This is a genomic window from Rhodococcus sp. DMU2021 (genome assembly GCF_019641445.1).
In the GTDB taxonomy this organism is placed as follows: Bacteria; Actinomycetota; Actinomycetes; order Mycobacteriales; family Mycobacteriaceae; genus Rhodococcus; species Rhodococcus pyridinivorans.
Map to the genome: position 1 here is coordinate 1 of NZ_JAIFKB010000026.1, position 12468 is coordinate 12468.

Annotated in this window: 9 protein-coding genes, 2 pseudogenes and 1 riboswitch; of the genes and pseudogenes, 1 reads left to right on the forward strand and 10 read right to left on the reverse strand. The window is 62.3% G+C overall.

The window, feature by feature from the left end; all coding sequences use genetic code 11:
- From K3M35_RS23220 to K3M35_RS23240, 5 genes and pseudogenes are all read right to left on the reverse strand, one after another.
- Nucleotides 1–291: pseudogene (locus K3M35_RS23220) on the reverse strand (hypothetical protein); the annotation flags it as partial.
- A gap of 1617 nt (nucleotides 292–1908) precedes the next feature.
- The gene (locus tag K3M35_RS26395; protein ID WP_249265111.1) at nucleotides 1909–2163 is read right to left on the reverse strand and encodes a hypothetical protein; all 255 of its coding nucleotides are present in this window, start codon (nucleotides 2161–2163) and stop codon (nucleotides 1909–1911) included.
- A 15-nt stretch (nucleotides 2164–2178) separates the two neighbouring features.
- Nucleotides 2179–2658: a hypothetical protein gene (locus K3M35_RS26400; protein WP_006550035.1), complete on the reverse strand. Its 480-nt coding sequence runs from the start codon at nucleotides 2656–2658 to the stop codon at nucleotides 2179–2181.
- Nucleotides 2659–3323: 665 nt separating this feature from the next.
- Nucleotides 3324–4515, reverse strand: a pseudogene (locus K3M35_RS23235) (substrate-binding protein).
- A gap of 164 nt (nucleotides 4516–4679) precedes the next feature.
- Complete coding sequence (locus K3M35_RS23240; protein ID WP_308257111.1) at nucleotides 4680–4970, reverse strand: metalloregulator ArsR/SmtB family transcription factor; 291 nt, start codon at nucleotides 4968–4970, stop codon at nucleotides 4680–4682.
- Nucleotides 4971–5151: 181 nt separating this feature from the next.
- Nucleotides 5152–5262: riboswitch (TPP riboswitch) on the forward strand.
- Between K3M35_RS23240 and thiC the strand changes: the two genes are divergently transcribed.
- Nucleotides 5260–7017 carry a phosphomethylpyrimidine synthase ThiC gene (thiC, locus tag K3M35_RS23245; protein WP_064060778.1) on the forward strand — a complete coding sequence of 586 codons (1758 nt, stop codon included), beginning with the start codon at nucleotides 5260–5262 and terminating at the stop codon, nucleotides 7015–7017. Its footprint overlaps the riboswitch before it by 3 nt.
- Before the next feature lie 702 nt (nucleotides 7018–7719).
- On the opposite strand, the gene K3M35_RS23250 is transcribed toward thiC, so the two are convergent.
- From K3M35_RS23250 to K3M35_RS23270, 5 genes are all read right to left on the reverse strand, one after another.
- A complete protein-coding gene (locus K3M35_RS23250; RefSeq protein WP_064060764.1) occupies nucleotides 7720–8601 on the reverse strand; it encodes a CoA ester lyase in 882 nt (293 codons plus the stop codon).
- Nucleotides 8602–8716: 115 nt separating this feature from the next.
- Nucleotides 8717–10174 carry an NAD-dependent succinate-semialdehyde dehydrogenase gene (locus K3M35_RS23255; RefSeq protein WP_064060765.1) on the reverse strand — a complete coding sequence of 486 codons (1458 nt, stop codon included), beginning with the start codon at nucleotides 10172–10174 and terminating at the stop codon, nucleotides 8717–8719.
- A 329-nt stretch (nucleotides 10175–10503) separates the two neighbouring features.
- Nucleotides 10504–10833, reverse strand: a complete 330-nt coding sequence (locus tag K3M35_RS23260) for an NIPSNAP family protein (protein ID WP_039583675.1) — start codon at nucleotides 10831–10833, stop codon at nucleotides 10504–10506.
- A gap of 14 nt (nucleotides 10834–10847) precedes the next feature.
- On the reverse strand, nucleotides 10848–11381 hold the full coding sequence (locus K3M35_RS23265; RefSeq protein ID WP_052227157.1) for a flavin reductase family protein: 534 nt from the start codon (nucleotides 11379–11381) through the stop codon (nucleotides 10848–10850).
- 28 nt (nucleotides 11382–11409) lie between these two features.
- Complete coding sequence (locus tag K3M35_RS23270; protein WP_052227156.1) at nucleotides 11410–12402, reverse strand: ribose-phosphate pyrophosphokinase; 993 nt, start codon at nucleotides 12400–12402, stop codon at nucleotides 11410–11412.
- Nucleotides 12403–12468 lie beyond the last annotated feature (66 nt).

The window sequence follows — 12468 nt, forward strand, 5'->3', positions numbered from 1 at the left end:
CCCGGCCCGCCGATCGACGATGGTCGCATCCTGCGAGGCGAGCAAGATCGTCACCGGCGCATCGGCGAGTTGATCGGCCAACCGATCCAGGACCGGCCGCGCCGCACGCACAAGCTTCGGATCGGTGGGTGCGTCGTCGATATAGCGCAGTGGAGAACTGTCGGGTGTCACTCCCAGTGCGAGGCAGCGGCGCCAGGACTGTTCGATCTCCGGCCGTACTTTCGGTATGGGATTCTCACAGCTATCGGAACCGTGTTCTTCTGCTTGCTCACGGAACCGGTCGGTTACCACACATCCACCTCCGAAGACCTCACGGCGAGAACGGACTCTATGCAAACGAGGTGACACCGGTTCGAAGTGTCCCAGAACGCTACACCGGGAGTTTCTGGACTTGTCTTCGGTGCGGGCGCACCTTGTCCAGTGTGTTCACCGGCGTCTTGATGGCCTGTCGATCCGCACGGTGGCGGAACACGATGCTATTCGTCGTGCAGTGTTCCATCTCCTCTGCAGGACCAGGGCCGTTTCGGCCGATGCCATTCCGGCCGATCGGTCCGGCGGAGTCGGCGGAAGTGAACAGCGGGGAGGTGTGCGTTGGCATTTTCGGCGAGGCCGTGCGTCTGCGCGCGTCCGTTCGCACCGTGTTCCCCTGGAACGACGCTGGTGCGTCACGAAAGCTGTTGGTTGGCAGTGTCACCCCTACTGTCGACCATCAATGCTCCGTGAACTGTATGTGTATATCACAGGGTTCCTGCGCGTGACCACGAGGTGCGTAGCTACCAGTGGGTTTCGTGGCCGGGCAGGGTTCCGGGGACAGTGGAGTCGGCCGTGTGGCATTGATCCGGGCGTTCGGAACTCGTCCGTATCTGTCCGACCGGAACCCACTGTTGTGGGAGTGTACTCGGCGCCGGACTCAGGGGGCGGAGTCGTTCGTCGGCGGCGTTGGCAAAAAGATGCGGCCTGTCGGGAGATGGGAAGGGGACAGGATGTCACCGGTGCTCGTGGGCGGGTGCTCCGGTGTTGCGGTATCGGAACGGATGAAGAGCCATGTAATTTGCTGTTACGGCGAGTTTTTCGCTAGTCTTTTGGTGTTGGAGCGAGTCGCCCTATCGGGGAGGGTGGGGCCTTGTTTCAACATTCTGTTCTCCGTGCTTGGAACCTCGCCCCTGTTGTTCCGAGTTGCTAGGCGACCATGTCCGAGTCGCTGCGCAGTACCGAGAACGAGAACCCAGTTTCGTCGCTCTGCGACGAACCGTCGCCGTCCCCTGTAGGCGACAGGTACGGGAGCCGTTGGTGCCCGCCTCGACGATGCTAAAGCGGGCACCAACGGTGCCTACCGATACGACCATTTCGACTTCCATTCAGAAGCGTTAGCGCGCAGATGAGTTCGGCATCGAGTTCGGTTCGTGCGACCAAGGAAGGCGACTGCACGCGGTGGGGCGCTGCGCTCGGACACAGAGTACTGTTATCCGCGGTCGGCAGGTCCTCGTCATCTTCACCATAGTGAGGGTGGCGGAAGCCGGCCCGAGCACTTGGTTCCGAGGCCTCCGAGACGACTGTCACCCCGACGCGCCGGCCCAGGGCGTGTCTGTATCTCAGCTGGGCAAGCCGTGGATCGGGTCGAAGGGTCCGATGTCGTACGTGCATTCCTGTGGTCGAGGATCCGGTACGAAGGCCCACAACAGCGCCCGTCGTGTGATACCGGTCGATCTGGGTACCGACGCGGGTGGCGCGTTCGGTCAGGGGCAGGCAGCTTCCGGCGCGGATCCCGAACTCGGTAATGAGCACAGGTTTTTCGGTTTGTTCGAGTCGCAGTGGGAGGAATGCCGCATCGTCGAAGTCGTGGTACTGAGCCACGTCCAGATAGGGCGAGGCAGCGACCAGGGCATAACCACCGTCGGCGAGACCGCACTACGCGCCCCCGAGTGGACCGAGCGTGAGCAGGTGTCGCTGATCGTGCGCACGAGCCACTGCCCCGGCCGCATCGACCCAGTCGCGCAGCACCTGCGGCGAGTCTTCCGGGCACCGGCGTTGGTGCAGGTCGCAGTCGGGGGTGGTGCAGACACCGACCTCGGGTTCACCGAGGAGTTCCCACGCAGCGATCGAAAATGATCCGGCCCAGCGATCGACGGCGGCAGCAACCCACTCGCTGTAGCTCAGCGGCATGTCGGTAGGCTCCTGTCATCCGCCGAGATACCACTTGCGCGTTCTGTATTGCTCGTCCTCACACGCGCCGTCCTGGGCGGCGAGCACCGGGATGAGCAACTGTCCGTGCCGTTGCGTAGCTGTAAACACCGCATCGATCGGTTCGAAGTTCAGCTTGCCGTTGCGCTTGTCCACGGCCAGATTCTGAAAGGCGTTGAATCGGGTCACTGTCCCCGGTTGGCGAGACGAGAAGTAGGAGTCCAGATCCACCATCGCTCCGCAACCGGCGTTGACCGTCCAATCCGTAGCCAGTTGATAGGCGTTGAAGCCGGTCGGCCACCAGGGGTGACCGTCGAGGTGCAAAATACCGCCGGTGGTGGTCACCCGCAGCGGATGCGCATACGAGACCCACGGGGTGGAGGTCGGCGCACCTGTGTCCTCACCTGGCGATGCCGCGCCGGGTCCGAGGAGGGTGCATGCGCTCGTGAGGGGAACGGCCAGGAGCATCGCCGTCATACGGACGAGTCTCGCTCGTATCGGACCGTCGCGCTATGGACAGTCCGACAGCTGCTCGCTAGCCTGAGTTCAATTGCTGCGCACCCACTCTGCCCCCAGCTGCGCTGATGGCAAGAAGATCGAGCGCACTGTTGCCCGCTTCGCGACTGTAAGGCGCTCGACGACTCCTGCCGGAAGGGATTGGGAGCGGTCTGCACTCGGAGCGAGCTCATAGATGCTGACTGTGGCCGGAAGTGCCGCAGCGAGAAGTCACCAAGAAAGAAGAGGAGAATGAAGGCAGAGCCACCCCCGAGAGGGCAACAGATCTCGCAGAAAATCTCGACCTCCGCATCCGGTCCCGATCCCACAGAGGAGGATCTGGCAGCGGTAATCGTCGCCCTGACCGGCATCGACATCGCGTCGAATGACGATAACGCGAGGCCTGGTCGTAACCGGAAACAATCCTGGCGACACTGATGCGCCGACGACTCCGAGTTGCACTCGCTGGTCGCACATCCGCCCGGCCGGGAACGAGGATGTAGACGGAGTGGCCACATCGATATGACCGAGATCGATGCCCTCGTCTTCTGTACCAGCACGCGTGGTCTCGGCCTATCCGATGGCGGGATACAGTTCCGTGCCGGCCGCTTTCGTCACATGCAGCTGCTGCCCGAGTCGGTCCTCGATCAAAGTGACAGTACCCCGCGGTAGCTGGAACTCCCGTGACGCATTGCCGCGGCGATCCGCTCGCTATCCTCCGCTTTCCGGGCAGCCTGCCACCATATGTGAACTGCCTCGAACGCAGACTCGCTCAACGTCGACAGTGGCGGTGCCCAAGGACCGAACTGTGCCTGGTACCTCCTCAGAAACGAGGCGTTGCTTTCCGTTTGTAATCCTTGGAAATACCCCGAGACGGAGTGCAGACCACGGGCTGCTTCGTCGCTGATGTACGTCAGCAGGGACTCTTCCAATGCCGGCGCCAGTGTTATGCACCGATCCCGCAACCCCATTGCATAACACTGACGTTCGAACTCAACAGCATCAGATCCGACGAGGGACGATGTCGGCTCCCGATTTCTGAATCGATTCGACGATCTGAGCGAAGTCTCGAGTCCTCATCGATGCGAACTCTTCACCGACGATTCGGGCGCCGTACCGGGGCAACAGTTGGCGAGCCAAGCCATGTGTCGTTCGCGGCCAACAATAATCGTTGCCGGCCAGAAACGATCGTCGCACCCCCTCCATCTGCGTGAGTGGTTTCGTAGCTGTTGCCAACTGATCGCCCGGCCGCTCCCCGAGTTGGAGACGGAGACGACCGCCGCTGCCTCCTTCGTTCATGACCGGCTGCACCAGCAGCACGGGTGCATCGCCGAGCGCCTCGGCAACTGCGGTATAGGTAGCCGATGTGGTGGCGATCAGGATGGTCCGGCAGCCTGCCTGAACGAGTCGCCGCGCTTCCATGACGCCGGTCTCCGGGTCTGTGGCGTCATCGCCCACGATCAACTCGACCCGTCGGCCATGAATGCCACCCTCGGCATTGATTTCCTCGAGCGCCAGCATGGCAGCGTTGTCGATTGAGGTAGCGAAGGGGCTGCAGGGTCCGGATTTCGACGTCAACAAGCCCAGACGGGGATGGGGCGAGGCGTTTCGAGCGGTAGGGAACCCTCGACGCCGCATCAACCATTCCAATCCGGGCTGGTCGAGTTCGGCGATGAGCCGAACTCTCGTGCCTCCATCGGCGGCTCCGAAACGAAGTTTGATAAGCCCCCGCCAAGGCTGGTCGTGCACGATATCGAGGTACACATACGGACGCGCAGCAGCGATACGGCCGAGAATCTCGACCGGTTCTGCGCCGGAACCGCTGAGGTGGACCGCCATACGCACGGCAGCGCCGGGTTCGACCCGACCGCATACCCCGCCGAACAGCCATCCCGCCTCTTCGCCTGCTCCGAAAGGCTGTAGGCCACCGAGGGTGGGGATGCGGTCCACTCTTCCGCGTGCAATACGAGCTGGGTCCCCGTGTTCCCTGGAAGCTATGCACGTCACAGAGATCTATCGGTGGCAGCGGTGCGATCGGCAGCCTCGACGGCATCTACCAGGGCTCCTCGAAACACTTCCTGCAACATCGCGATGACATCCCGGGCGGGACCGGCCGGGTCGATCGAGTAGAAACGGAAGCGTCCGACCTTGCGTTCGGTGACCAATCCCGCGTGCCGCAGGATCCGGAGGTGGTTCGAAACGCCGGTGCGTCCCACGCTGTCGATCTGGTCGACCAGTTCCTTGACACTGCACTCATCGCGCTCTGCCAGCACAGTGAGAATGGCTCGCCGCACAGGGTCAGCGAGGGCATCGAAGGCCAGCTGTGCGGACAAGATCCCGATCTCCTCGAGTCAACAGTCGATGACGTATAGAAGAGTACCTCCTCGTAGCTCGTACAGGACGGGCCGACTTCGCACCGCTCCGACGACCGGACCAGCTACATCTGCAGCGAGACGAGTCGGGTGTTAGGGTCTGTGACGTCCCCACGGGAGCCCTATTGCAGGGGCTGAGATCGGGCTGAGGCAGCCTGCGACCGTCGAACCTGCCCGGGTAATGCCGGCGAAGGAAGTAGGAACGATTCCGATGAGTGCATCCAATTCGCATGCCCTGAGCTATGTCCACGACGAGGAACACGACCTGCGTGTACCTGTCACAGAGATCCGCTTGAACGACTCTCCCGGCGGGGTGCCGAACCCGCCGCTGCAGGTCTACCGCACTGCAGGTCCCGGTAGCGATCCGCTGGTCGGGCTCCCGCCGACGCGCGCCGACTGGATTGCTGCTCGCGGCGACGTCGAGCACTACCCGGGGCGAGAACGGGATCTGCTCGACGATGGCCGCTCGGCTGTGCGGCGTGGAGAGGCGTCCCAGGAGTGGAAGGGGCCCCGACCTGTCCCGGTGCGAGCGAAGACAGGCCGGACGGTCACGCAGATGCACTATGCCCGGGCGGGGATCATCACCCAGGAAATGCGGTTCGTGGCGCTGCGGGAGAACTGCGACGTGGAACTGGTGCGCTCGGAGGTGGCGGCGGGTCGGGCGATCATCCCCGCCAACGTCAACCACCCCGAGTCCGAGCCGATGATCATCGGCAAGTCCTTCGTGGTGAAGATCAATGCCAACATCGGCAACTCAGCGGTGACCAGCTCCATCGTCGACGAAGTCGACAAGATGCGCTGGGCCACCCGTTGGGGCGCGGACACTGTGATGGACCTGTCCACCGGCGAAGATATCCACACCACCCGAGAATGGATCATTCGCAACTCCCCGGTGCCGATCGGCACGGTGCCGATCTATCAGGCTCTGGAGAAGGTCGCCGGCCAGGCCGATGCGCTGACGTGGGAGATCTTCCGCGACACCGTGATCGAGCAGTGTGAGCAGGGTGTGGACTACATGACCATCCACGCCGGAGTGCTGCTGCGCTACGTACCGCTCACGGCCGAGCGGCTCACCGGCATCGTCTCCCGAGGTGGGTCGATCATGGCCGGTTGGTGCCTCGCCCATCACGAGGAAAATTTTCTCTACACCCACTTCGACGAACTGTGTGAGATCTTCGCCCGCTACGACGTGGCATTCTCCCTCGGGGACGGGCTGCGACCGGGGTCGATCGCCGACGCCAACGACGCCGCGCAGTACGCCGAACTGGACACCCTTGCCGAACTGACCACCCGTGCCTGGGCTCACGACGTTCAGGTGATGGTCGAAGGCCCTGGCCACATCCCGATCCATCGGGTGCGGGAAAATGTGGAGCGTCAGCAGAAGCTATGTCATGGAGCGCCTTTCTACACCCTGGGGCCGCTGGTGACCGACATTGCTCCGGGCTACGACCACATCACCTCCGCGATCGGGGCCACCGAGATCGCCCGCCATGGCACCGCGATGCTGTGTTATGTCACCCCGAAGGAGCATCTGGGACTGCCGAATCGGGACGACGTGAAGACCGGGGTCATCACGTACAAGATCGCCGCTCATGCCGCCGACATCGCCAAGGGCCATCCCGGTGCCGTCGAGCGTGACGACGCGTTGTCGAAGGCGCGTTTCGAGTTTCGGTGGCGGGATCAGTTCGCTCTGTCGCTGGATCCGGATACGGCCGAGCAGTTCCATGACGAGACGCTTCCGGCCGAACCGGCCAAGACAGCGCACTTCTGCTCGATGTGTGGGCCGAAGTTCTGCTCGATGCGTATCTCCCAAGACATCCGGACCAGGTTCGGTGACGCCGCCGACCAGGCCGCCGTCGCCGGGATGCAACATATGTCCGACCAGTTCAGGGCCGCCGGCAGCACGGTGTATTTGGATGCCCCTACTGTCCTGTCCTCCGAAAGTAAGCGTGTGACACAGGACAACTGAGGTCGCAGGGGCGTTGAGTCCAGGTGACGAGAGGACACGGACGCAACGCCCTCAGCGGCTTGACGCACGCCCGCACTTGCTCTGCCGGGTGACGTTGTGTCGCGATGACGAAGGTGGTCGAGGACGGAGTCGGCATCGATGTGCGGTTTCGCGGTGCCGGCGACCGTCCGGGTTCGAGTACGAGGGGAATGAGATTCAGCGGCGGTACCCACTCGTGCTCAACGAAAGTGCCCATGTGCGAGCGGGGTTCGCTGTAGCAGTGATCGGGTGCTGGCGGGCGAGGCGATGACGACATCGCCCGCCTCGCTGCCGAATCGGGGGTGACCTGCACTTGTGACTCGCTCAGCTTCGAGGGACCGAGGAGTAGTTGCCCGGGTCGTCTCGACGCCTGCCGTGACATGGTGCGGGTTGCCGTTCCCCTCACCGCGTCACGGCAGGCGGCCGTCTCGGGGGAGCGGTCGTGATCGTTGCCCCGGTCGATTCTGCTTCCAGGATCGGCGGTCGCTGCACACGCGCTGGAACGCGTCCGGACCATCCCGCATTCGCTCGGCGTCGACCTCGCGCGGCGGCGTTGTCCACCATCTCCGCGCGCTAATCAGTCTTCTCGATGATGCCTTGCGGGTTCTTGACCCGGGCAGGTACACCGCACCCGAGACCCTCGCAGCGTTGACGGTGCCGATCAGAGCAGCGTGAACGCGCCGACTACTGGGCAAGAGAGGCGGATTTGGTCGCCTCCAAGCGGCCGAAGTACCGAGATCTGGAAAGCACGGCAGTGGCTGAGATGAAGCGCGGCCGATCGGCCCCCGTCTCGATGTTCTCGCCGCAGGGGCCGAGTTCGGCGATAGTGGCATGCGCTTGCGAGACTGAATGGGCCGACGGGGAGAATCTCTCGTTGATCGTGTCGACATGACGCGCCCGAACCGACAATTTTCCGGTCATGCCGAACTTTTGGGCTGTGTCGATGTCGGCTGCGACGGTATCCCGATCATCCGCAGCGGTCGGGCCGTCGATAGGAGCTGCGATTTCCGCCGTCTTGCTGGCGATGACAAGGGTCGAGCGTGCATACGCCAGGCCTTCTGGTGTCCCATCGATGTCGAGGTCGCTGCAGAAGTCTCTGATGCCGAAGGCCAAGCGCACGACCGGTGAGCACTCAGCGATACGGTCGGCCTGACGAAGCGAGGAAGCAGTCTCGACCATAGCGACGATCGGGACATGAGGGAGTGCGGCAGACACGATGTCGATGTCTTGCGGACTCTCGGTCTTCGCAAGAACAATTCCGGTAAGGCCCGGAGAATCGCGGAGTATTTCTAGGTCGAGTGCAAGTTCACGGGTCGAAGCGTCGTTGACTCGGACCCAACCGACTCTGTCGCGAAGCCACTGCGCCGCAACTGTCCGTGCAGATGTTTTCTTCCTGTAGGGCACTCCATCCTCGAGATCGAGGACAAGGCAGTCCGGACTGGTAGCGACCGCGGTATGTAACTCAGCGAGATCGGTAGGGGGGACGAGTAGCCATGATCGGGCAAGGCGTGCCAGCTCGGTTCGCGCTTCCCGGGCTGCATCGGGTTCCTCGAAGTCGAATGACATCGTTGTTGTCGATCTCCAGTATTTATTCGAATCAGTGGATGTTGTGGATTATCGATGCTGTGCGGACGAGTCCTGGAATCTCAGCTTTCTGCAGGACAGTTGTCATGAACAACTGTCAGGGGGTCAGAGCGATGTACTTGGTGTTGAGGTACTCTTCGATTCCTTCGCTGCCGCCCTCGCTGCCCAACCCGGACTGCTTGATGCCGCCGAAGGGAGCCGCCGGATCGGAAATAATGCCCCGGTTCACGCCGACCATCCCGAATTCGAGGGCGCGAGCGACTCGGGACGCTCGATCGAGGTTCTGTGTGTAGAAGTAGGCAGCCAATCCGTAGTCGGTGTCGTTTGCGCTCGCGACTACTTCGGCCTCGGTGTCGAAGCCTGTGATGACCGCAACCGGGCCGAAGATCTCTTCACGGAGGATGCGTGCACCGGCAGGTACGTTGTCGATGACGGTCGGTTGGTAGAAGTAGCCGGGACCGTCGATGGGTGTCCCGCCCGTGCGCACGCGTGCTCCGGCAGTAACGGCTTCATCGACCAGTGCTGCAACCGCGTGGCGTTGCTTGGCATTGATCAACGGACCAAGCGTGACGTCGTCTTCGTAACCGGGACCCACTGTTGTCGCGGCGATCCGATCGCACAGAGCACGAGTGAACTCTTCCCGGATCGAATTGTGTACGAGCAGTCGATTGGCGGCCGTACAGGCTTCACCACCGTTACGCATCTTGGCGGCCATCGCACCGTCGACTGCGGCGTCGATGTCGGCGTCATCGAAGACGATGAACGGGGCATTGCCGCCAAGTTCCATGGAGCTCTTCAGTATCTGATCTGCGGATTGTTCGATGATCTTCTTCCCGACGGCGGTGGATCCGGTGAAGGAGACCTTTCGCAGTCGACGGTCCTTCATCAGAGTGCCGACGACGTCTGGGGCATCGAGAGTCGGTAGTACAGACAGAACACCACGAGGAAGACCGGCTTCAGCAAAGACGTGTGCGAGCAGCAACATGGTGAGGGGAGTGTCCTCGGCCGGTTTGACGATGATGGTGCATCCAGCCGCGAGCGCCGGGCCGATCTTGCGTGTCCCCATCGCGAGCGGAAAGTTCCAGGGCGTGATGGCCAGGGCTGGACCCGCAGGTTCCTTGATCACCGCGATGTGGCCGTTTCCAGACGGTGCGGTCGCGGTACGACCGCCGATTCGAACAGCTTCCTCTGCGAACCACCGGAGGAACTCTGCTCCGTACACCACCTCGCCGCGACTCTCCGCCAACGGTTTGCCCATTTCGAGTGTGATCAGCCGGGCGAACTCTTCGGACCGCTCCATGACGAGTTCCCAGGCTCTGCGAAGGATCTCCGACCGTTCGCGAGGGGCGGTCGCAGCCCATGCCGGCTGAACCTCGGCAGCCGATGCGAGCGCGTGTCTTGCGTCGGCGACGCTGCCGTTGGCTACGGTCGTCAAGACGGTGCCAGTCGCAGGATTCACAATGTCGAAACGTCTACCGGAACAGGACTCGCGAGTAGTGCCGTCGATCCAGAGGCCGGTCGGGACGGCAGCCAGTAGGGAGCTGAAGCCGGTCATCGAGGTTCCTTTCGGATGGTGCCAACCGTGGCAATAGCGGGTGCGAGCCTGACTCGTGAAAAGTGAAGCTCTGCGAAGAGCCGGATCATCGACTTCCGCTCAGAGGGAACGAGTGACGATGGTCGCGGTTTTGGGCAAGGAACAGCAATGAGAAGGCCATCCGGACCAGTTCTCGTCGAGCTCCACGGAGCGGCCGTTGACGCGTCCCAATCCGGTCAGTTTCACGATGCCCGGTAGATAGGGGAGCAAGATCTCGTGTGTTACTACCCGGACGTCATCGTCCTCGGTAGGGATGAGTTGAATGTCGTGACACCCATTGATCTGGACTATCATGGCGCTTCTTCGATCGATGATCCGTCGATGACCCGACGGCGCATTGTCCGAATCAGTGGTCCGTCTGATTCGGCAGCAGCGAACGCTTGCTGCCATTCAGGATCCGCGAGCATCTGGGACCACTTGTTTTCGAGCTCGGCCAGGTTTGCGAATCGAACGGTGTACACCAATTCGCCGAAGGAGTGTTCTCCGATCAGTGTGTGGCCGGCGCTGATCAGCTCCATGTCGTATCGCTTGAACATGCGGGCCGTGTGGTTGGTGAAGAGGTCGATTATCGCCGACAGTTTGCCCGGTACCGCGACGTACTCCCTGATCTCGTAGATCACAGCTGTCCTTTCTGTCAGTTATCCGGAATGCCGTTGGGCAATTCGTGAAACTTGCTGGCGTAAAATACGAGTGGGTCCTGCTCGGCTTCGAAGTCGTGTCCGATGATGCGGAGAAGCACGAATCGATGATCGCCCGTCGTGGTTTCCGATTCGATTTCGCAGTCGAACCAGGCTGCTGCACCGTGCAGGAAGACTGATCCGTCGGGCCCGCTCTCCCAGCTCACGTTGGCGAACCGGTCGACCTGGCGGGCGGCGAGTTGCCGGCACGGTGTCTGCTGTCCTGCTCCCAGGACCGACAGTCCGATCCGTGGTCGTTCTCGTAGCTTGGGCCAGGTGGTCGAGGACGTCTGAACGAACACGCCCACCAACGGAGGCTCCAATGACACGTTGACGAACGCACTGACGGCCATACCGATCGGCTCACCGGTCACGTCGGTCGCGCACAGCGCGGTGACCCCGCTCGGGAAGCGGCCGAACGTTGCGCGCAACGCCGCTGTGTCGACCGTACCGATGTCGTCGTGGACACCTCTGAGGTTTATGGCCGTCATGATCTGGCCTTCGGCGTGTAAGGCTTTGTCAGAACACATGGTTCTTCCCCCCGAATACCTCGCTGACGGAGTCGTCGGTGAAGATGCACCGGATCGAGTCGGCGAGCATCGGTGCGCACGATACGACGTCGACGGTCGACGGGGCTCCGGGCCCGAGGGGGATGGTGTCTGTCACGACGATGCGCTCGAACGGAGAGTTGGCGAGGTTCTCGTGCGCAGAGCCGCTGAACACTGCGTGGGTAGCGGCGGCGAAGACTCGCGAGCATCCGGCGCGGACGACCGCCTCGCCTGCTGCGCGTAGGGTTCCCGCGGTGTCGATCATGTCGTCGACGATGATCGCGGTTTTACCTCGTACATCTCCAATGACGGTGGTGATCTCCGCGACCTGCTGCTGAGGACGTTCCTTGTCCAGGATGGCCAGGCCGGCACCGATGCGAGTGGCGAATTGCTTATTGAGCTTTACGCGACCGGCGTCCGGCGCGACGACCACCAGGTCGTCGTCCAGCGCGGCGAAGTGGTCCGCGAGTGCCATCAGCGCGGTCATGTGGTCGACCGGAACGCTGAAGAAGCCCTGAAGCTGTCCCGCGTGTAGGTCCATCGTGAGTACCCGGTCGACACCGGCTGCCTCGAGGATTCGTGCCACCATACGAGCCGAGATGGGTTCGCGGGGTGAGGATTTCTTGTCCTGACGGGAGTAGCCGAACCAGGGGGTGACCGCGACTACTCGGCGTGCACTTGCGCCGATGGCTGCATCGATCATCACGAGCAGTTCGACCAGTGCGTCGTTGGCGCTGAGGCCTTCGATGGGGTTTGCGCACATCGGTTGGATCAGGAAGACGTCTGCGCCTCGAATGGATTCGTCGAATCTGCAGTACACCTCTCCGTTGGAGAATGTCTTCAGAGCGACCCGACCCAGATCGACCTGCAGGTTGGAGGCGATCGACGAGGCGAGCGCCGGATTGGCGCGGCCCGAGAACAACATCAATTGTTTCTGGGATCCGAACGGAATGGAGGTCGTCATTGGTGGCCTTCCAGGTAGATGCCGGGGAATCGGGCATGTGCGGGGAGTGTGGCGCGAAAGGACGAG